Genomic DNA, 20,513 nt, shown 5'->3' on the forward strand with positions numbered 1-20,513 from the left:
TTAAATTATGAAAACTATACAACAACTAATGATAATCACCTTCATATCTGCAACAAGTTTATCTTTTGCTCAATGGGGTGGAAAGAAAGTAAACGGTAATGGAGACGCTACAACAGTAAACAGATCAACTGGCGACTACGATGGTATTAAATGTTCAGGATTTATGGACTTTAAATTAGTTCCTGGTACCGAAGGAAAAATAACCATTGAAGCTGAGTCGAACCTCATCGACTATATTATTACCGAAGTTAAAAATGGGGATCTAATAGTAAAGGTTAAGAATAACACCAATTTAAAGCCTAGTCGCAATAAGCCTATCTTAATAACAATACCTTTTGAAAGTGTAAACAGTGTTTCTCTTTCTGGATCTGGAGACGTATGGAATGAAGGCACTCTGGTCAGCAGTAATTTTGATTCTTCTATTTCTGGAAGTGGCGATGTAGTTCTCAAAATTAGCTCTAGTAAAGCAAAGGCCAGTGTTTCTGGTTCCGGTGACCTAACCTTAAAAGGATCTGCCACTAATTTAGTTGCTAGTGTAACAGGTTCTGGAGATTTCCATGGCTTCGATTTAGATTCAACCAATGTGGAGGTGTCTGTCACTGGATCAGGTGATGCCGGAGTTAATTGCTCTGGAACTTTAAAAGCCCGTGTTACAGGCTCTGGGGATATTGAATACAGAGGTAATCCAACAAGAGAAGATAGTAAAGTAACCGGTTCTGGCAGTATTCAGAACTAATCAATCTATATTTTCATCAATCAAAAATAACCACGGTTTAGGCCGTGGTTTTTTTATGCAATCGGGGTACCCTAAATAATAACAGTACACCCATGACAAAAAACACCACTAAAAATAAAATGGAGTTGCGCATACTACCAGTTATCTGGTCTATAAAGCCATAAATAAGCATCCCAATAACGATTCCTATTTTCTCAGCTACATCATAAAAACTAAAAAAGGATGTGGTGTCCTCAGTTTTTGGTAAAAACTTTGAATAAGTGGATCTCGCTAAGGATTGTATACCTCCCATTACCAATCCCACTATTCCTGCCGCTACGTAAAACTGAACCGGAGTGTACATAAAGTAAGCATAGACGCAAAGAACCATCCAAATGACATTCACAGCAATGAGCGCATTCACATTTCCGAATTTTGCAGATGCTCTTGAGGTTAAAAATGCCCCAAGAATTGCCACCAGCTGAATAATAAGGATACTCCCTATCAACCCAATTGTTTTTGCATCAGCATCCCCCCAGTTGATCTCTTCCTCACCAAAATAAACAGCCACCAGCATGATGGTTTGTACGGCCATGCTAAAGACAAAAAAGGCATAGAGGTAACGTTTTAGACGTAGGTTACCTTTTAGTTGTTGCCACACTCCTCGTAGCTCATTAAAACCATGTAGCAAGACTGCCTTAGTTACCTTACCCCCATTGGAGACTCCTTTAGGTAGAACCTTAAATGTATACTGACTAAATCCAGCCCACCAGATTCCAACCGTTATAAAGGAATAGCGCATCATCTGCATTTTATCTGCACCATCTTCTTGACTCATAACCATGGCAAGGTTAATTAATAGCAATATGACACTACCTAAATAACCTAATCCAAATCCTTTGGCACTAATGCTATCCTGTTGCTCTGGCAGCGCTATGTCTGGCAGATAAGAATTATAGAATACCAGACTTCCCCAATAACCAATTAAGCCCATAAAATAAAACAATAGACTTAGGTGAATATATTCCAAACTAAACCAGTACAAGCCTACGCACCCAAGTGATCCTACATAACAGAAAAACTTCATAAAGGTCATCTTGTTTCCAAGATAATCGGCTACTCCTGATAGTATTGGAGATAACACGGCCACCACCATAAAAGTAAAAGCAGTTACAAAGGTGATGAGGGCCGTACTTTTAAATTCATACCCAAAGGCCATAACCATTTTAACATCACTTAAAAACAGTGCCGAATAAAAAATAGGAAACAAAGATGAGGCGATCGTTAAAGTATAAACCGAATTAGCCCAGTCATAGAATGCCCAGGCATTTAAAAGTTTTTTACTGCCTTTATCGAATACTGTCATAAAATTAAATTGATGCGTTAGTTAATGGGTCGAAACGAAGTTACTCCAAATTTTTCAGCCTCAGTCTTAGCTTGATCAGCCATTTTCTGGAGTGTTTGAATACGGGTATCATTACTTGGGTGTGTGCTCATGAATTCAGGTGGTGCCTCACCGCCACTATTAGCTTTCATACGTTCCCAAAGCTTCGCCCCTTCTTCCGGATTATAACCTGCAATGGCTGATAGAATTAATCCAATTTTATCTGCTTCAGTCTCATGTTTTCTGCTGTAGGGCATCATAAAACCGTAAGTGGACGCCAATCCGTAAGCAGCCATATAGAGTTGCTGTTCTTGTGCCGTCTCACTACTAGAGGCTGCCGCTACCGCTCCGGCACCTAATTGCTGCAACATCCCCTTGCTCATGCGTTGTTGCCCATGATTAGCAAGGGCATGAGCCACTTCATGACCCATAATGATGGCCACCCCAGTCTCATTTTCGGCAATTGGTAAGATTCCTGTGTAGAATGCTATTTTCCCTCCTGGTAAACACCAGGCATTAACTTGTTCAGATTCAATAAGCGTATATTCCCAGTCGTAGTCTTCCAAATAAGCCTGATAACCATTAGCATTCAACCAGCGTTCAGCAGCATTGGCAATACGTTTACCAACTCTATTAATCATTTCCGCATCTGGAGTTCCTTTAACTATCTTACTATCACTTAAGACTTCATTATACTGGGCAAATGCAGCTGGAATTAAAGTAGAATTTTCCGTCCCCGGAAGCTTCAATGTCTTCTTCCCAGTAAAAGGATTTGTAGCACAACTAAATAGTAACGCAAAAAAAGCAAGATATGCAATTGTGGTCTTCATGTCCATAGACTTATCAAATATAAATCTACGAATCACATATGGAAATCAAAAATTAATACCCTTTAGTTTTCTTTGGCAATTAGATGCAACTCCGAAAAGTTTTTATCCACAATCATTGAATACGTACCATTGATTTTCAAATGATTAAGAGGTATCACCTCATTATCTACTTGAATTTCACCTATTTCAAAAGGCAAGCCATGAATTCGAACCTTAAACTGTGAATACTCAGTAATAAACTTACCTTCTTTAAACTGATTAATAATCAGTTCTTTTTTACGACCTGTAAGTTTAAAATTTCTTAGACTGTAACGCCCTTTTGTGTAATCATACCCATCCTGAGCATCACTAAATAATTGACTTGATTCCTTTCCCTCTTTGTAATAAACATCTAGGGTAACTTCATCAATTTTTTTCTCGCCCACATATTGTTGCACTGGAAACTTAGGGATAATCGCACCTTCTTTTACATAAATAGGCATCACATCAATATCTGCCTCAACCCAAAGTTCTTTACCTCCTTTAAGCACCTCATCTGTCCAGAAATTGTACCAGTTTCCTCTTGGAATATACATCCTACGACCTCTAGCATTACCTTCTAGTACAGGGCAAGCTAGTATATGCTCACCAAAGATGAACTCATCGGTTCTGTAATGAGTTTGAACATCCTCTTGATCGTATAACACCAGAGACTTCAATATTGGCGTTCCATGGTCGGTGTAATTCCAAAATGCTGTATATAAATATGGCAACAGCTGATATCTAATCTCAATGTACTTTTTAACTATAGCTGTAATGTCTTCATCAAAGGCCCAAGGTTCCTGATCGCCATGATCACCTGACGAATGCACTCTAAAGAAAGGATGAAAAACGCCTAACTGAACCCACCTAGCAAAAAGCTCACCCGAAGGTTGTTCTGCAAATCCACCTATATCACTACCCGCAAATGAAAAACCAGACATAGCAAGTCGTTGTGCTTGAATATTTGCAATCCACAAATGCTCCCAGGTAGCAACATTGTCACCCGTCCAAGTGGATGTATAGCGTTGTGTACCAGAGTACGCTGCCCTTGTAATAACAAATGGTCGTTTAGGATAGCTGTACTTTTTTAGCCCCTGATAGGTGGCTCTCGCCATCTGCATGCCATAGACATTATGAGCCTTTCTATGACTACACGGGTTGCCATCGTAGTCATGACGCACATCGTCTGGAAAAGTTTTATTTGGAACTTCCATAACCGCAGGCTCATTCATATCATTCCACACACCCTTTACACCTGTTTCTTCAATAAGTTCCTTAAAAAGTCCAGACCACCAGTCCCGCACTTCCGGATTTGTAAAGTCTGGGAAGTAACATTGTCCCGGCCAGACTTTGCCCTTCATGTAATCTCCATCTGCCCTTCTGCAGAAATAGTCGTTTTCAATAGCCTCTTGAAATACTGAATAATCCTTATCGATTTTAATTCCTGGATCAATAATAGCAACAGTCTTAAAACCTTTATCTGCTAATTCTTTAACCATCTTCTTGGGATCTGGAAAATAGTCCTTATTCCAGGTAAAACAGCGGAAACCATCCATATAGTCGATGTCCAAATAAATGGCATCACAAGGGATTTCAAGCTCTCTAAATTTGTTGGTAATCTCTTTAACTCTAGCTTCAGGGTAATAACTCCACTTACATTGATGAAACCCTAGAGCCCATAATGGTGGTAATTGATGTGGTTTCCCCGTTAAATCCGTATAACTCTCTACCACATCCGTCATTTTCGGACCATAGAAAAAATAATAATTCATTTCTCCTCCCTGGGCCCAGAAACTGGTCACATTGCGCCTTTCATGAGCAAAATCAAAAGACGTTTTAAAGGTATTATCAAAGAAAATTCCATATGCTTTTCCGTGATGCAAACCAGTATAAAACGGAATAGCTTTATAGATTGGGTCGGTATCTTTGCCATAAGCATAAGAGTCTGTTACCCAATTATCATAACGACGCCCTTTTAAGTTTACATGATTAGGCTTATCACCCAGGCCATAGTAGCTCTCACCATCTCTGGAAACCTTGCTCATTTTAACAATGTTTCCACCATATTGGTAGCTTTCTTCCCAATGAAAACCTATCTCATCCTGATTGATAAGAAACTTATCTACCACATCATAGATTGAGATCTTTAAAGTTTGTTTTTCAATCTTACAGTGGAGTTTAGAGGTGATGACATGGTAACAGTCCTTGTCTTCTTCTATCTCTAGCTTGTTGTAACCAGTACTGGCATATTTAGTAATGGCATATGAAAAATCTTTATCAAACTTTCCTATTGTCGTATATCTGAATCTAAGGACACTGTCTCTTACAACAGTCAATTGAAGAATGACATCGTTTTGTGTTGTAAAATACAAAGTATCTACATCCTTCTTAAAATCAACTATATATGATGGGAACTGATTGCCTTTCTGTTCGAGTTCTGTATTTACAATCATTGCTTCGCTTTTGAAAAATGGTTGTAAAAAAACGGAAAAATCAACTCTTTTAAAAGGCTTTATAGCTCATATTGCTAAGAGTTTTCAACTATAACGTTATAGTTGGTAAACTAATCGAGTAATTCAGTCTTTACTAACTGTACTTAAGGACGATAGCACCTAGTGGGGGAATATGAACACTTATACTTTGATCTCTGAACTGCCATGCCTCATTGGTTGTGGTTCGCATTTTGTTCTTGTAAGAACCACTACCAAAGTATTTCTTCTTATCGCTATTAAAAACCTCCTTTAGTTTTCCAGCTCTTGGCACACCCATCTTATAAGACTCTCTAGGCACAGGAGTCATGTTTAAAGCAATAATAAGGTCGTCCTTTTCCTGTTCTCCTTTACGTATGTAAACTAACACCGAGTTCTCACTATCATTATAGTCAATCCATTCAAATCCTTCAGCTGAAAATTGCTTTTCATGTAAGGCTGGTTCATTTTTATAGAGCTTATTCAGATCCTTTATAAGTTCCTGGACCCCTTTGTGAGGATCGTACTGCAACAAGTGCCAATCAAGGCTCTGTTGAAAATTCCACTCTTCACTTTGGCCAAATTCTGCTCCTTGAAACAATAAGTTGGTGCCAGGATGCGTAAACATGTAACTGTATAATAACCTCAAATTGGCAAAGCGTTGCCATTCATCACCGGGCATTCTTCCTAAAATTGAGTGCTTGCCATAAACCACCTCGTCATGACTTAAAGGAAGCATGAAATTCTCAGTAAAGGCATAGGTCATAGAAAAGGTAAGGTCGTTTTGATGATGTCTTCTATAAATAGGTTCTTTTGCAAAATACTGAAGTGTATCATGCATCCAACCCATCATCCATTTCATACCAAAACCCAGACCTCCTATGTATGTCGGCTTTGACACCATTGGAAATGAGGTAGATTCTTCAGCTATGGTTTGTACATCGGGAAAATCTTTGTACACCGCCTCATTTAGTTCGCGCATAAATGCGATTGCCTCAAGGTTCTCTCTTCCACCAAACATATTAGGCTCCCATTCTCCATCTTCCCTACTATAATCTAGGAATAACATCGATGCAACTGCATCAACTCTTAAACCATCTGCATGATACTGATCCAACCAAAAAATAGCATTACTAATTAAGAAAGACTTCACTTCATTTCGTCCGTAATTAAAAATCAAACTTTTCCAGTCAGGGTGATACCCTTTGCGTCTATCGGGATGCTCATATAAGTGTGACCCGTCAAAAAAGCCCAGGCCATGAGCATCTTCCGGAAAATGAGAAGGCACCCAATCTAAAATAATTCCAATGCCGTTTTGGTGAAGTTTATCCACTAAGAGCTTAAACTCTTCGGGATAGCCAAATCGTGAAGTGGGTGCAAAATAACCTGTTAACTGATATCCCCATGACGGATCATAAGGATACTCCATCACTGGCATTAATTCCACATGGGTGAAATTCATTTCTTTAACATAAGACACCAACTCATCAGCCAGTTCTACGTAGGATAAAAATCTGTTTTCTTCAATTTTCTTTTTCCATGATCCAAGATGCACTTCATAGACTGAAAACGGAGCAGTAATAGCATTGTTCTTTTTACGAACTTTCATCCATTTAGAATCTTCCCATTTGTAGTCGTCATCCCATACAATAGAAGCTGTTTTTGGTGGGTGCTCACAACGTCGCGCATACGGATCCGCTTTTTCGGTTTTAATGTCGTTATTATGACTCTGAATCTTGTATTTATAGATATTACCCTTTCCTACATTTGGAATAAATCCTTCCCAGATTCCAGAGGCATCCCATCTGACGTTTAACTGATGTTCACCCTCTAGCCAAAAATTAAAATCTCCAACTACTGAAACCATCTTGGCACTAGGGGCCCAAACAGCAAAATATGTGCCTTCTTCTCCATCAACCTGGGTAATATATGAACCAAACTTTTCATAAAGCCGATAGTGTTTCCCCGACTTAAATAGATTGATGTCAAATTCTGTAAATCTGCTGTGTGCAATGACCTCTGCCATGAATTAGTTATTAATAATATTAGAAATGCCTTTTAATGGAATAACGGCCCATCTTGGACGCGAATTGAGCTCGTAGCCCAATTCATAAACAGCCTTTTCTAACAGTGAATATTTTAATAAAAACAAGCGCTCTTGCTCGTAGCCAATATTGATATTGGCATTTTGAATTTCAACAACATAAGTCCCCAGAAACAGCCCAACGAAATACTGGTATAAAATTTCACCAGCTTCAAATAATTCTGCCTGATCATTTTTATAGGTCTCTGCATTGTTAAAAATAGTCGCATAAATTGCATAATGAAACGACCTAAACAAGCCAGCTACATCCTTTAAAGGTGGCTGCTTAACCTTTCGATCTCTGATAGTACTCTCTGGCTCCCCTTCAAAGTCAAGAATGTAAAAATCATCATCCTTAACAAGAATCTGCCCTAAGTGATAATCTCCATGTACTCTTAGTCGTTCACTTTTTAATTTAGTCCAATCAAACTGAACGAAGCGTTTTCTTATGTCATTTTTCTTTTCAAGAAACTCTTCTGCTAGATCCAAGGCCAGACCATCCAATTTATGCAGGTTATTTTCAACAGCATTCAAACGATTCTGAAACTGGTACAAAAGACGATTCTTCAACCACACGGTGTAATCTCCATTAAAACGGGTTGGAGTAAAGGCAGTGTCTTCAAATTCAGAACCTAAGGCAATATGCATTTCAGCCGTTCTTGTAGCCAATTGCTGGATCTTAGTAAACACATTTAATCCTGCCCAATCTATAATCTGAGGCGGAATGTCCCTAATATCCATACGATGAAAATCTATCGTTTTTGGCAAACGTGATATTTGAATGTTTTTATATTCTAGATTACGAAATACCTTATCAATTTCTTTCTGCATATAATCCCATGCATCACCTTGATTAGGGACCATTTCCTGCATTAATCCAATCGTAATATTGGTCCCTTCATGATCCTTTATCTGAATACTTCCTAAATAAGCTGGAGTATTTTTAAACTCTTTCTTTTCAGATAAGAAACGACTCATCTCATAATCTGGATTGCGATCAGCATAAATACGTCTAAAGAACTTTAGAACATATTTCTCATTGTAAACAATAGAGGTATTACTTTGTTCAAGTCCCATAAATCGTGACGACTCATACTGACAATCCCTGAAAATATGACTCTTATTGTATTGAACTCTAGTGGTGTCATTTGGGAGCGCGTTTAAGATACGCTCAAACACTACCTTTCTGAAAGATTCAAGGTTGGTCGCCTCAATGATAAAGCCTTCCTGATTTTGAATACTAATCGGCAAAATGCGATCTGCCTGAGCAAAACTTTCATCCGAAACAAAGGCAATTGGTAAAAAGTAGTGTTGGTAAAAAGCTTCCACAAAATTAACTTCCAGAAGTAAGCCATAGTATACTTCTTCTTTGTGCTGAAGTCTAAAATACTCGGATAACTCAATGTACTTTAGCTTACTGGATTTTCCGCCATACCACCGCTGCCTTATAATGTACTTTTCTAAAACCTCTGACAGAAAGATTTCTACGAAATCTTCATTCTCCATAAGTTCTTCCCAGACGACATCAAAATTATAGGGAGGTTGTTTTAAAGCGCTAGCTTTTGCAGTCTTATTGGCCATTGTTATTTAATAATCTTAAATATATGAAATGGCAAACTAGGATGCAACTCAACAAAATTCCATTCATCATACCAATTATAACTGTTTCCAGTAAAAAGATCCTGAATGGTTATTTGCTGCCCTGTATGAATGCCAAATTCCCCTAATGGTATTTGAACTGTTCCTTGTTGAGCATAATAAGGATCCAAACTTATTATAATTAATAATTCATTGGCTCTATCATGATTCCACTTATAAAAAGCAATCAGGTTATCATTTTCAATATGACAGAATCGTATGTTATTAGTCTGCTGAAGGGCTGGCTGTTCGTGCCTAATGGAATTGATTTTTGAAATCACAGCCGTCAATTTATTTTGAACATCCCAGTTATAATGACAAAGTTGAAACTTCTCAGACATGTAATACTCTTCTTTTCCAGGAATGGCCTCATTTATCATTTGTTCAAACACAGGACCATAAATACCGATATTTGAACTCATGGTTGCCGCAAGAGCATAACGCTGTATAAATCGACTTTCGTTAGCTCCTTGCAAATGATAAGGGTTAATGTCCGGAGTATTAGGCCAGAAATTTGGTCGCATATACTCACGCTGATCCGTTGTGGTCAATTCTGTAAGATATTCTGTTAACTCGTGCTTGGTAACTCGCCATGTAAAATAGGTATACGACTGAGAGTAACCCTGCTTTGCTAGTTGTTGCATCACCTTTGGCTTGGTGAAGGCCTCTGCCAAAAAGATTATATCCTGATGCTTTTTCTTGACTTCAGAAATGATCCAATTCCAGAAGAAGTATGGCTTGGTATGGGGGTTATCTACTCTAAATACTTTAATACCGCAATCAATCCAATACATTAATATATCCAGACATTCATCCCACAACGCCTTATAATCTTCACTTTCCCAATAAATGGGCAATATATCCTGATATTTCTTTGGAGGGTTCTCGGCATATTGAACGGTACCATCAGGTCTCCATTTAAACCAGGAAGGGTGGTCGGTCACCCAGGGATGATCAGGAGCAGCTTGAAGCGCATAATCCATAGCTACCTCTATACCCAAGTCAGCTGCCTTCTCAACTAATCTTTTAAAGTCCTCAACTGTCCCTAACTGCGGATGGATATCCTTGTGCCCCCCTTCTGGAGATCCTATTCCCCACGCAGATCCTACGTCTCCTTCAAATGCCTCTGTCGTGTTGTTTTTTCCTTTTCTATTCACATAACCAATTGGATGTACTGGAGGAAAATAGAGCGTATCAAACCCCATCTCTGCTATTCTTGGTAATAAACGCTCACAATCCTTAAAGGTGCCATGCTGCCCTTCTACTTCTGAAGCTGATCTTGGAAAGAATTCATACCATGTACTAAAGAGGGCCTTCTTACGATCGACATATACCTTAAGATCCTTTGATGTATTGGAGAGAAACTTCTCTGGATACTTGATAAACAAATTATGAAGCTCTGCACTTTTAGCAACTTCAACAGCCTCCTCATAACTTGACTCCTTGTCAAAAACACCAATGCAATACTCTAAATAGTCTTTTTCAGATTTTGTAACGCGGTTTAAAAGCGGTTTTAAATAGGTGATTCCCTCTAAAAGTTCAGAGGTTACTTTTTGACCGTCTTCAATCTTTCGCTCAATACCATGCTGCCAATTTAAAGCGTAATCCACCCAAGCTTCTACTTTATAGGTGTAGAATCCTTGACGTTCCACCACAAAACTCGCCTGCCATTCATCATTGACAAGGAGTTGCATTCTGGATTCGCTCCAATTTTTGGCATCCTCATGCTTGTAAAGTACTGATGCAGCAATTACATCATGGCCATCCACGAGAACATGAGCGTCCACCTGGACAACCTCGTTTACGATTCGCTTAATAAAAAAATCGCCACCGTTAATTTGAGGCGATACATAATCAACAACAACTCGCTTTTGATTTTGCATTATTGGAAAAAATTTGCGTTCAGATTTCGAAATTAATAAAATTAGGCTTGACTCCTAGACACTTGAGTCTATTATTGAGCTTATCAACATATTACAACGATTGCGTAATTAATTCATATTAATTCTAATTTAAAATATGATTGGTTTTTAAAGATTTTGATCCAATTGGGCTTAATGATACGTCTGGGTGATATCCCTTTTTGTTGTTTAATAATACATTTAGGTTTTGTAAATTCGTAGCCTGAAAAATTATTAATAATCTTCACATGAGTAAATACGATATTATAGTACTTGGAAGTGGTCCCGGAGGCTATGTAACAGCAATTAGAGCAAGTCAACTTGGGTTTAAAACTGCTATAGTAGAAAAAGAGAGTTTAGGTGGTGTTTGTTTGAATTGGGGCTGTATTCCAACCAAAGCTTTATTAAAATCAGCACAGGTGTTCGAATATTTAAAACATGCTGAAGATTACGGTCTTAAAGTGAAGGATGCTGAGCACGATTTTGATGCAGTTGTTAAGCGTAGTCGTGGAGTTGCTGATGGTATGAGTAACGGGGTTAAGTTCTTAATGAAAAAGAACAAAATCGATGTTATTGAAGGCTATGGGAAAATAAAACCTGGTAAAAAGGTGGAAGTAGAAGGTACCGACTATGAAGCTGATCATATAATCATTGCGACTGGAGCGCGTTCTCGTGAGTTGCCAAGTTTACCTCAGGACGGTAAAAAGGTTATTGGCTACAGAAAGGCCATGACCCTTGAAAAACAACCAAAGAAAATGATTGTTGTTGGATCTGGTGCCATTGGAGTAGAATTTGCCTACTTCTACAATTCTATGGGAACTGAAGTTACCATCGTTGAATATATGCCCAAAATTGTACCTGTTGAAGATGACGAGGTGTCCAAACAACTAGAGCGTAGTTTTAAAAAGAACGGCATTAAGATAATGACTTCAGCTGAAGTCACCTCTGTAGATACTTCTGGAACAGGAGTTAAAGCCACAGTAAAAACCAAAAAAGGAGAAGAGGTATTAGAGGCTGATATTGTTTTATCTGCTGTTGGTATTAAATCAAATATTGAAAATATAGGATTGGAAGATGTTGGTATCGCCGTAGACAGAGATAAAATCCTTGTTAACCCTTACTATCAAACGAATATTCCTGGTTACTATGCTATTGGGGATGTAACACCAGGTCAAGCCTTGGCACACGTTGCTTCTGCTGAAGGAATTTTGTGTGTTGAAAAAATAGCAGGGATGCATGTGGAACCAATAGATTATGGCAACATACCTGGATGTACTTATTGCACACCAGAAGTTGCTAGTGTTGGGTTAACTGAAGCTCAAGCCAAAGAACAAGGACTGGATGTAAAGATTGGTAAATTCCCATTCTCTGCGTCCGGAAAAGCCAGTGCTGGTGGTAATAAGGAAGGTTTTGTAAAGGTGATTTTCGATGCCAAATATGGTGAGTGGTTAGGCTGCCATATGATTGGTACTGGTGTCACCGATATGATTGCGGAGGCCGTTTTAGGTAGAAAACTGGAAACCACAGGACATGAAGTATTAAAGGCAGTTCACCCACACCCGACCATGAGTGAGGCGGTAATGGAAGCTGTGGCCGACGCCTACGACGAAGTAATTCATTTATAATAATACGCTCTCTAAATATATTAAAGCGGCTTTATGGCCGCTTTTTTATTTTGCTATCAAATCCAAATACCAAAATCTTGTGTCCCAGGATTTGGAATCATCGTTAGACGCCGTGCCATAGGTTCGCAATACTTTTTCCCCTTCATCAAATCCAACTGGTCGCTTAAAAATAGGACCGTCGTATACAAAGGTGTGGAATTCGCCATTTTCACCACAAGGATCCACATATTCGGGCAAGTCCTTTAAAAAATCATTATCAATAATTCTGCCTAAAAAAGAAGGATCCAGTTTATCAGCATTTATACATACAGGTATCGCCTTAAACCCTAAATCTATAAACTCCTCAAGCAACTCCCGAGTATCTTTTTTCCACAGAGGATAAACTAGTTCCATAGAATAACCTTCGTGTATAGATTCCCTAAAGTCCTTTAAATCTTCTAAAAATATATCCCCATAGATACTATGAGTAATACCACTAGAAATCAGTTTGGTTACCAAATCTTTCATTTGTTCGCTGTAAGCTTCCATCGATACATCCCCAGAGAAGAAGATTTTTTTTAGTGGTAATCCTATAGCTTCTGCCTGAACATCAAGAAGTTCCTCTTGTAAACCGTGCATCGAAACGCGCTTAAAATTTTGATTGACATTAGTTACAAGAGATTCAACCGTATAATTTTTAGAGTTTAGTATGTGGTATAAAGCCAGAGCAGAGTCCTTACCGGTACTCCAATTGAAAACACTGGGATGCATTTATAAAAAACTTTCTATCGCCAGTTTATAGCTTTGTAGACCAAAACCAAGAATTACTCCCTTTACATGTGGGGATATGTAAGAATGGTGCCTAAATTCTTCCCTTGAAAACGTATTAGATATATGCACCTCAATAACCGGCGTTTCTATGGCTTTTATAGCATCACCAATGCCCACAGAAGTATGGGTATAAGCAGCAGCATTTAAAATGATGCCATCATAATCAAATCCAGCTTTCTGAATGGCATCAATGAGCTCCCCTTCAATATTGGACTGTATATAGTCAAAATTCACCCCTGGGTAGCTATTTTTTAGCTCTTGCAAATAGTCATCGAAAGTGAGACTTCCATAAATTTCTGGTTCCCGTTTACCTAATAGATTAAGGTTTGGGCCGTTAATGATGATAAGTTTCATAGGGCTTAAAGATAACTATCCTTAAAAAAAAAACCGAGTCAAATGCTCGGTTCTTCAATTTATAACTGAAATAATACTCCTAAATTAAAGGAGGATCGTCTATTGGTAATGGAGTTAGTAAAGGGATTCTCTACAAAAATATCGCTCAGACCTAGTTGTTCATCATACTCAATGAAGAGTCGAGTTCTTTCATTTAGTCTAAAGGCATACCCAATGCCTAAAGTAAGACCAAAATCAGTACTATTAAGCAATTCTTTGACATCAAGACTTAATGTCGTGTCTTTGGCGCTAGTTAAAAATCCAACATAACCACCAAAGTTTAAATACCAGTTTCTACGTTTTCCAAAATGCCAATTAGCCATAACAGGAATTGATAGATAAGACAATCTAAAATCTGTAATTATAGTATTAAACTCTTCATCGGTAACAAAGCCGTCACCCCAACCTTTATTATCATAGATTAGCCTCATTTTAATCCCCCACCTATCAGAAAAGTAATACTCGCCTGAAGCGGCAATATTAAAGGCTGTATAACCACCATTCGCGGTTTCACCTTCAAAATCGGAAATTGTAGCGAAATTAATACCGCCACCAAATCCTAATTCTATATCACCCTTTGAAGCTTGAGCAAATGACAGATTAAAAGTCATCACTATAATTAAAAATCCAACTAATTGTAATGTTTTATTCATGAATTAAGAGTTAAAAGTTTAAATCAAATGTAACTCTTAATGGACAAATTATTAAAGAATTTTCTTATAAAATTGATGAAATTAATTTATGGTCTTCAAAATCAAAGAAATAAGAAATTTAGACCTGTATAAACGGAATAACTGCTAATTTAAAAGAAACTCAGCCCCAATCCCTATCATATCCCAGGAACTACCACTGCGGCTTATACCCCGATAAGCGGCAACAATATCAATACGCTTGGTGACTGTGACCTGAGCACGTGGGGAAAAATAAAGTCCGCTATCTGTAATAGACCCTATACCCCAGGCATAACCAATATCCAATCCAAAGTTGATACGCGGCAGAAATTCAAATCGTACTGCTCCGCCAAAAGGCACAAATTGCACATCTTGTAGCTGCATTCCTTCCACACGCTCTCCAAAAGCATATGAAGTTCCAGTAAATGGCCCCACATCCCAGTACTCAGAAACATCAAACAGATAGTTTAAATCACCAGCTAGAGCGAAGGATGAAAAATTATTAGCATCACCAATAGGAATATTAGCCGATAGTCCTAGGTGGAGTTTATTTTGCGCTAAAACTGACGATGATAGGCATAAAACAAAGAATACGGAAAATAAATACTTCATAATAACTCTCATTGCGCTTAAAATTAAACTAATTTCTTTGAGTCTTATTGCAATGAAGCGGAAGAATTAAAAATGTTCAATTAGGCTGCTTTTTTATTATTGTCTATTTTCACCTCATTGATAACTGGAGCACCTCTAAAAAAGGGTTAATAAATGACCTGGAAAACAGCACTTAGTGATTATAAAAACTACCTGAAAATTGAAAGGGGGCTCTCCGAAAATACTATCAACAATTATGAGTTTGATTTAAACAGGCTCATTAAATACGTTCAGTTACGCAATGACAACCAGTTATCGCCTAAAACTATTGACAAGGATCATATTCAGGAATTTATATATGAGATTTCAAAATCTCTAAAACCGAGATCGCAGGCCCGCATCATCTCTGGCCTACGTAGCTTTTTTGATTATCTCATCTTTGAAGATATCCGAACCACAAACCCTACCGACCTAATTGAATCTCCCAAATTGGGACAAAAGTTTCCAGACACCCTTTCAACGGCGGAAATCGATCAATTAATTAGTGCAATTGATCTTTCCAAACCACAGGGCGAGCGAAATAGGGCTATTTTAGAAACCCTTTATGGCTGTGGCCTCAGGGTAAGTGAACTCATTAATCTAAAGCTATCAGATCTATTCTTTGAAGAAGGTTTTATAAAAGTACAAGGTAAGGGCAACAAAGAACGCCTAATCCCTATTGGACCGCATACACAAAAGTATATTAATTTATATATCCATGAGATTAGAAGTCATATGGCGATAGATTATAGCGCTTCCGATATTTTATTCCTCAACAGACGTGGTAAACAGTTAACTAGAGCCATGATCTTCACTATTATCAAACAACTGAATAGTGCCTCAGGACTAAATAAAAAAGTATCACCTCACACCTTCAGACATTCATTTGCGACCCACCTACTTGAGAACGGCGCTGACCTGCGCGCTATTCAAATGATGTTAGGTCATGAGAGTATTACCACTACTGAAATTTATACCCATATGGACCGACGTCACCTTACAAAGATCCTTAATACCTTTCATCCTAGAACTAAATAAAAAAGGCATGCTTTCGCACGCCTTTACCTAGTATAGTTTTAGATGAGTTATTTAGCAATATTAACGGCACGTGTCTCTCTTATCACCGTAACCTTTACCTGACCCGGATAGGTCATGTCCGTTTGGATCTTCTGCGATATTTCAAAAGACAATCCTGCCGCTTTATCATCACTTACCTTTTCACTTTCAACGATAACACGCAATTCTCGACCTGCTTGAATAGCATAGGCCTTCTTAACCCCGTTAAATCCAAAGGCCACATCCTCAAGATCTTTAAGACGTTGCATGTAAGAATCCAGCACTTGTCTTCTAGCACCAGGTCTAGCACCTGAAATAGCATCACAAACCTGAATAATAGGTGAAATCAACGTTGTCATCTCTATCTCATCGTGGTGGGCACCAATAGCATTGCACACTTCTTTCTTCTCACCATATTTCTGGGCCCATTGCATTCCCAAGATGGCATGTGGAGTTTCCATATCTGCTTCGGAGGATGGTACTTTTCCAATATCATGAAGTAATCCGGCACGCTTAGCCAATTTAGGGTTCAAGCCTAATTCTGCCGCCATAATACCACAAAGCTTAGCTACCTCACGAGAGTGTTGTAATAAGTTCTGACCATAAGACGAACGGTACTTCATGCGTCCAACCATCTTAATTAATTCAGGATGTAAACCGTGAATACCTAAGTCAATGACTGTGCGCTTACCAACCTCAATAATTTCTTGCTCTATTTGACGCTCAGTCTTTTTAACCACCTCCTCAATTCGAGCAGGGTGAATACGTCCGTCTGTCACCAATTTGTGAAGAGATAATCGGGCTACTTCACGTCGCACAGAATCAAAACAAGACAAGATAATGGCTTCTGGAGTGTCATCAACAATAATCTCTACCCCGGTTGCCGCTTCAATAGCTCTAATGTTTCTTCCTTCTCGACCAATAATCCGCCCTTTAATATCATCTGATTCAATATTAAATACAGAAACACAATTATCAATAGCCTCCTCAGTACCAACACGTTGAATGGTGTTAATTATAATCTTCTTAGCTTCTTGCTGTGCAGTTAATTTAGCCTCTTCCAATCGATCTTGTATAAATGCCATAGCATCTGTTTTGGCCTCTTCCTTAAGTGATTCAATCAATTGTTCCTTAGCCTCTTCAGCTGATAATGAGGAAATAACTTCAAGCTGTTTGATTTGGCTTTTATGAGCCTTTTCCAACTCTACCTTTTTCTTTTCAAGAAACTCCAATCTAAAGTCGTAGTCTTTTATTTTTTCGTCTAACTTTTGGTTAGACTTTTTACCTTTAGAAAGTTCATTAGAGACCTGAGATTCTTTATCTCTAATTCGTTTTTCGGCCTCAGCCATTTTTTTATCCCTGGTCAGGATTACCTTTTCATGTTCCGCTTTAAGTTCTATAAATTTTTCCTTTGCCTTAAGCTCTTTCTCCTTGCGTAAGCTCTCTCCTTCTACCTTGGCTTCCTTAACAATAGTCTCTGCATCTTTCCTGGCTTCTCTTAAGATTTGTGATGCTTTTCCTTTTTCTAAGGCTTTAGCAATTACAAACCCAATTATGATTCCAAGGACGGCAGCACCTATTGCGATTATGCTTGTATCCATCTGTTAGTTTAGTTAATTGTATCTATAAAAAAAGCCTACATCAGTTTTGGATTTTGTATAAACTCCTTAAAAACAAGTTTAGGGCTAACAAGCTGATCAAAAATCTGCCCGAAGTACCGTATAACGATAAATGGCAGCTCGATTTTACAACTTCAACTCACCCTTTTTAAAGAATTAGCGTTGAGTTTATCAAACATCTAACTGATGTAGGCAGTAACCATATTTTATTTAAAGAACGTGCCTAAATATGTTCTGAAAGCAATTGATTTAAAGCTTTTAACTTGTCTTCAACCTCTTCATTAACATAGGCTTTATCTAAAGATTTTTGCTCTACCTGAGCTGCAAACTGCAAAGCACACATGGCCAAAACATCTTGCTTATCTCGTACCGAATAATTCTGCTCAAACTGACCAATCATCCCCTCTATCTTCTTAGCTGCCTTACGCAACCCCTCTTCCTGACTCGGTGCAATGGTCAATGGATAAACCCTATTAGCAATTGAAAGCTTTATTTTTAATGGTTCAGCCATATCCTCTAATTCTTATTCGGCCAATTGAGCAATACACTGATCAATCTCCCGAATTAATGAATTTATTTTGAGCTTCGTTTCTCGTTTATTCTCGTCACTACCCAGCATACTGTTTACAGTCTTGAGCGTTTCATACTTTTCAGTCCATTCAGTTATTTCATCCTGGTACTGCAATAGTTGTTGTTCTTGTTGTTGCAATTGTTCTGTTAGTTTAGCATTGGTTTGTTTTAAAACCTCTTGCTTGTGGAGAATCTTACTAATCTTATTCTCTAAAGCATCAACAATTTCCTCAATTTTGCTCATTAAAGTAAAACAATACTGCTTAAACAAAATTAAAATACCTCACGAGAAAACCCAATTCTTTTGGAATAAATTTTGATTAGCAAGCGTTAATAAGTCTGAAAATTGCCAAAGTATCTGTTGCTCAGGGCTGTTCAAATTAATATTTTCGCATTTATGCCTAAAGTCTTTAATTTTTTATTTCTTACCCTCATTTACACCTCACTGAGTGCGCAGAATCCTTACCCTCAGGATTACTTTCAAAGTCCAATGGACATCCCTATAATTTTATCAGGATCTTTTGCTGAGTTGCGCTCCAATCATTTTCATTCAGGTATTGATATAAAAACCAAAGGCAAAGAAGGAGTTAAGGTTAATGCCTCTGCAGACGGCTACGTAAGTCGCATAAAAATTTCCCATTTTGGATATGGGAAAGCACTATATATTACGCACCCCAACGGTTACACTACTGTTTATGCACACTTACAAAAATTCGGCCCAAAGATTGAAGGCTTTATTAAAAAGCTGCAGTACGACAAAGAATCTTTTGAAGTAGAGACCTTTCCAAAAAACACTGAATTACTAGTGGATCAGGGAGAACTCGTTGGTTATTCGGGTAATACAGGAGGTTCTGGAGGCCCACATTTACATTTCGAAATTAGAGATAATCAGGAACGTCCCATCAATCCTATGCTATTTGGGGTCAAAGCTAAAGACAGCAAACGACCTAGAATTACCAATGTTTATGCCTACCCTAGAGATGATCAGGCCTTAATTAATGGTAAAAATGAAGTACAACAATTGCGCTTAATTCCTGCTGCCAATGGAGTCTATCAGACGGAGAAAATTACAGCGTATGGTGAAATTGGCTTTGGTATTGTAAGTTATGACCAGCAAGATCTGGCACCAAATAAAAATGGACTCTCCCATATTAAGACAAGGTTCAATGGAACTGATAAACTAGAAGTCGACTTTAAACGCTTTAGTTTCAGTGAGACTAAACATTTAAACCGTTTTATTGATTATGCCGTGTACAAGGACAAAAATCGACGTATTCAAAAATTGTTTCTTGAAAAAAACAATCCCTTATCACTTATAACTAATCTGGATAATAATGGCTACTGCAAAATTGAAGACAGTACGTTTTCTGTATATAAAATTCTAGTAAAAGACTTTGATGACAACACAGCCTCTGTCCGAATTCCAATTCATGGATTGAACGGAGAAATGCTACCAAAAGCCAAGGAAAACAATACAGCCAAACATACAATTAGCGAAAGTGCCACCACCTATCTTCAGGGGCAAAACAGTACGGTAACCTTCTACCCTAATACAGTTTATGAAGATACCAATATCAGTTTTAAGTACAGTGCAGATACCTTGTTTCTGGACGTTGATAGAGTGCCTATGCAAAAAAACTTTTCCATAAGTTACAATCTAGATGCTTATCAAGACAAGGATATTGATCACCTCTACATTGCCCGTCTGTATGGTTATTATAAAAAGCCCAGCTACATTGGAGCTACCAGAAAAGGAAACGAACTATCGGCCAGAACCAAAACACTTGGTAGCTTTGTATTAGCCTCCGATACCGAAGCACCCAAAATAAAACCTGTTAATTTTCAAAATAAGAAATGGTTAAGTAATTACCGCTACTTAAAACTAAAAATTTCAGATAAGGAAAGTGGAATTAGCAACTATAGAGCCACTGTTAATGGCAAATGGATTTTAATGGAATACGATTATAAAACGGGAATGCTCGTCCACGATTTCAATGACGAGGTCATAAATGAAACCACTAATAATTTAAAAGTCATTGTTACAGATAATGTTGGAAATAGTTCTACATTTGATGCAGTGTTTTACAGAAAATAAGTTT

Annotated in this window: 17 protein-coding genes and 1 other RNA gene; 4 read left to right on the plus strand and 14 right to left on the minus strand. The window is 38.0% G+C overall.

From position 1 onward, the window contains the following. The first annotated feature begins 7 nt into the window (after positions 1 to 7). Positions 8 to 736, plus strand: coding sequence for a head GIN domain-containing protein (locus DN064_RS12420; RefSeq protein ID WP_115462991.1), 729 nt, complete (start codon positions 8 to 10; stop codon positions 734 to 736). A gap of 37 nt (positions 737 to 773) precedes the next feature. Here the strand turns inward: DN064_RS12420 and DN064_RS12425 are convergent, their stop codons facing one another. The 6 genes from DN064_RS12425 to DN064_RS12450 all read right to left on the minus strand — a co-directional run bounded on the left by DN064_RS12425 (position 774) and on the right by DN064_RS12450 (position 11,022). Next, positions 774 to 2,081, minus strand: coding sequence for an MFS transporter (locus DN064_RS12425; RefSeq protein WP_115462992.1), 1,308 nt, complete (start codon positions 2,079 to 2,081; stop codon positions 774 to 776). A 17-nt stretch (positions 2,082 to 2,098) separates the two neighbouring features. Then, positions 2,099 to 2,935, minus strand: coding sequence for a M48 family metallopeptidase (locus DN064_RS12430; RefSeq protein ID WP_115462993.1), 837 nt, complete (start codon positions 2,933 to 2,935; stop codon positions 2,099 to 2,101). A 56-nt stretch (positions 2,936 to 2,991) separates the two neighbouring features. Then, complete coding sequence (locus DN064_RS12435; protein ID WP_115462994.1) at positions 2,992 to 5,403, minus strand: glycoside hydrolase family 31 protein; 2,412 nt, start codon at positions 5,401 to 5,403, stop codon at positions 2,992 to 2,994. A 133-nt stretch (positions 5,404 to 5,536) separates the two neighbouring features. Further along, entirely contained in the window at positions 5,537 to 7,444 is a 1,908-nt protein-coding gene (gene glgB, locus DN064_RS12440) for a 1,4-alpha-glucan branching protein GlgB (protein ID WP_115462995.1), read from the minus strand. A 3-nt stretch (positions 7,445 to 7,447) separates the two neighbouring features. Beyond that, positions 7,448 to 9,082 (minus strand): maltokinase N-terminal cap-like domain-containing protein, encoded by a 1,635-nt coding sequence (locus DN064_RS12445; protein WP_115462996.1) that lies wholly within the window; start codon positions 9,080 to 9,082, stop codon positions 7,448 to 7,450. 2 nt (positions 9,083 to 9,084) lie between these two features. Further along, positions 9,085 to 11,022 (minus strand): alpha-1,4-glucan--maltose-1-phosphate maltosyltransferase, encoded by a 1,938-nt coding sequence (locus DN064_RS12450; RefSeq protein WP_115462997.1) that lies wholly within the window; start codon positions 11,020 to 11,022, stop codon positions 9,085 to 9,087. Between the two features lie 266 nt (positions 11,023 to 11,288). Between DN064_RS12450 and lpdA the strand changes: the two genes are divergently transcribed. Next, positions 11,289 to 12,665 carry a dihydrolipoyl dehydrogenase gene (lpdA, locus tag DN064_RS12455; protein ID WP_115462998.1) on the plus strand — a complete coding sequence of 459 codons (1,377 nt, stop codon included), beginning with the start codon at positions 11,289 to 11,291 and terminating at the stop codon, positions 12,663 to 12,665. Positions 12,666 to 12,710: 45 nt separating this feature from the next. On the opposite strand, the gene DN064_RS12460 is transcribed toward lpdA, so the two are convergent. From DN064_RS12460 to DN064_RS12475, 4 genes are all read right to left on the minus strand, one after another. Next, positions 12,711 to 13,415 carry a Dph6-related ATP pyrophosphatase gene (locus tag DN064_RS12460; protein WP_115462999.1) on the minus strand — a complete coding sequence of 235 codons (705 nt, stop codon included), beginning with the start codon at positions 13,413 to 13,415 and terminating at the stop codon, positions 12,711 to 12,713. After that, positions 13,416 to 13,829, minus strand: coding sequence for a type II 3-dehydroquinate dehydratase (aroQ, locus tag DN064_RS12465; protein WP_115463000.1), 414 nt, complete (start codon positions 13,827 to 13,829; stop codon positions 13,416 to 13,418). A gap of 59 nt (positions 13,830 to 13,888) precedes the next feature. Continuing rightward, positions 13,889 to 14,521, minus strand: a complete 633-nt coding sequence (locus DN064_RS12470) for a porin family protein (RefSeq protein WP_115463001.1) — start codon at positions 14,519 to 14,521, stop codon at positions 13,889 to 13,891. Between the two features lie 144 nt (positions 14,522 to 14,665). Further along, a complete protein-coding gene (locus DN064_RS12475; RefSeq protein ID WP_115463002.1) occupies positions 14,666 to 15,151 on the minus strand; it encodes a hypothetical protein in 486 nt (161 codons plus the stop codon). Positions 15,152 to 15,304: 153 nt separating this feature from the next. Between DN064_RS12475 and xerD the strand changes: the two genes are divergently transcribed. Further along, a complete protein-coding gene (xerD, locus tag DN064_RS12480) occupies positions 15,305 to 16,207 on the plus strand; it encodes a site-specific tyrosine recombinase XerD (protein WP_115463003.1) in 903 nt (300 codons plus the stop codon). A 47-nt stretch (positions 16,208 to 16,254) separates the two neighbouring features. Here the strand turns inward: xerD and rny are convergent, their stop codons facing one another. From rny to DN064_RS12500, 4 genes are all read right to left on the minus strand, one after another. Beyond that, positions 16,255 to 17,826 (minus strand): ribonuclease Y, encoded by a 1,572-nt coding sequence (gene rny / locus DN064_RS12485; protein WP_115463004.1) that lies wholly within the window; start codon positions 17,824 to 17,826, stop codon positions 16,255 to 16,257. A 59-nt stretch (positions 17,827 to 17,885) separates the two neighbouring features. Beyond that, positions 17,886 to 18,012, minus strand: a non-coding RNA gene (ssrS, locus tag DN064_RS12490) — 6S RNA. A gap of 55 nt (positions 18,013 to 18,067) precedes the next feature. Then, positions 18,068 to 18,355 carry a cell division protein ZapA gene (locus tag DN064_RS12495; RefSeq protein ID WP_115463005.1) on the minus strand — a complete coding sequence of 96 codons (288 nt, stop codon included), beginning with the start codon at positions 18,353 to 18,355 and terminating at the stop codon, positions 18,068 to 18,070. Between the two features lie 12 nt (positions 18,356 to 18,367). Further along, complete coding sequence (locus DN064_RS12500) at positions 18,368 to 18,658, minus strand: hypothetical protein (RefSeq protein WP_115463006.1); 291 nt, start codon at positions 18,656 to 18,658, stop codon at positions 18,368 to 18,370. Between the two features lie 153 nt (positions 18,659 to 18,811). Here DN064_RS12500 and DN064_RS12505 point away from each other — a divergent pair, with 153 nt between their 5' ends. Then, positions 18,812 to 20,509, plus strand: coding sequence for a M23 family metallopeptidase (locus tag DN064_RS12505; RefSeq protein ID WP_115463007.1), 1,698 nt, complete (start codon positions 18,812 to 18,814; stop codon positions 20,507 to 20,509). Positions 20,510 to 20,513 lie beyond the last annotated feature (4 nt).

Origin of the sequence: Winogradskyella aurantiaca (assembly GCF_003362725.1) — a bacterium.
In the GTDB taxonomy this organism is placed as follows: Bacteria; Bacteroidota; Bacteroidia; order Flavobacteriales; family Flavobacteriaceae; genus Winogradskyella_A; species Winogradskyella_A aurantiaca.

Excerpts from the sequence above, each read along its gene's own strand:
- glgB (WP_115462995.1), bottom strand. The coding sequence starts at position 7,444 with ATGGCAGAGGTCATTGCACACAGCAGATTTACAGAATTTGACATCAAT.
- DN064_RS12450 (WP_115462997.1), bottom strand. The coding sequence starts at position 11,022 with ATGCAAAATCAAAAGCGAGTTGTTGTTGATTATGTATCGCCTCAAATT.
- rny (WP_115463004.1), bottom strand. The coding sequence starts at position 17,826 with ATGGATACAAGCATAATCGCAATAGGTGCTGCCGTCCTTGGAATCATA.
- xerD (WP_115463003.1), top strand. The coding sequence starts at position 15,305 with ATGACCTGGAAAACAGCACTTAGTGATTATAAAAACTACCTGAAAATT.
- lpdA (WP_115462998.1), top strand. The coding sequence starts at position 11,289 with ATGAGTAAATACGATATTATAGTACTTGGAAGTGGTCCCGGAGGCTAT.
- DN064_RS12445 (WP_115462996.1), bottom strand. The coding sequence starts at position 9,082 with ATGGCCAATAAGACTGCAAAAGCTAGCGCTTTAAAACAACCTCCCTAT.
- DN064_RS12495 (WP_115463005.1), bottom strand. The coding sequence starts at position 18,355 with ATGGCTGAACCATTAAAAATAAAGCTTTCAATTGCTAATAGGGTTTAT.
- DN064_RS12505 (WP_115463007.1), top strand. The coding sequence starts at position 18,812 with ATGCCTAAAGTCTTTAATTTTTTATTTCTTACCCTCATTTACACCTCA.
- DN064_RS12460 (WP_115462999.1), bottom strand. The coding sequence starts at position 13,415 with ATGCATCCCAGTGTTTTCAATTGGAGTACCGGTAAGGACTCTGCTCTG.
- DN064_RS12475 (WP_115463002.1), bottom strand. The coding sequence starts at position 15,151 with ATGAAGTATTTATTTTCCGTATTCTTTGTTTTATGCCTATCATCGTCA.
- DN064_RS12470 (WP_115463001.1), bottom strand. The coding sequence starts at position 14,521 with ATGAATAAAACATTACAATTAGTTGGATTTTTAATTATAGTGATGACT.
- DN064_RS12500 (WP_115463006.1), bottom strand. The coding sequence starts at position 18,658 with ATGAGCAAAATTGAGGAAATTGTTGATGCTTTAGAGAATAAGATTAGT.
- DN064_RS12425 (WP_115462992.1), bottom strand. The coding sequence starts at position 2,081 with ATGACAGTATTCGATAAAGGCAGTAAAAAACTTTTAAATGCCTGGGCA.
- DN064_RS12430 (WP_115462993.1), bottom strand. The coding sequence starts at position 2,935 with ATGGACATGAAGACCACAATTGCATATCTTGCTTTTTTTGCGTTACTA.
- aroQ (WP_115463000.1), bottom strand. The coding sequence starts at position 13,829 with ATGAAACTTATCATCATTAACGGCCCAAACCTTAATCTATTAGGTAAA.
- DN064_RS12435 (WP_115462994.1), bottom strand. The coding sequence starts at position 5,403 with ATGATTGTAAATACAGAACTCGAACAGAAAGGCAATCAGTTCCCATCA.
- DN064_RS12420 (WP_115462991.1), top strand. The coding sequence starts at position 8 with ATGAAAACTATACAACAACTAATGATAATCACCTTCATATCTGCAACA.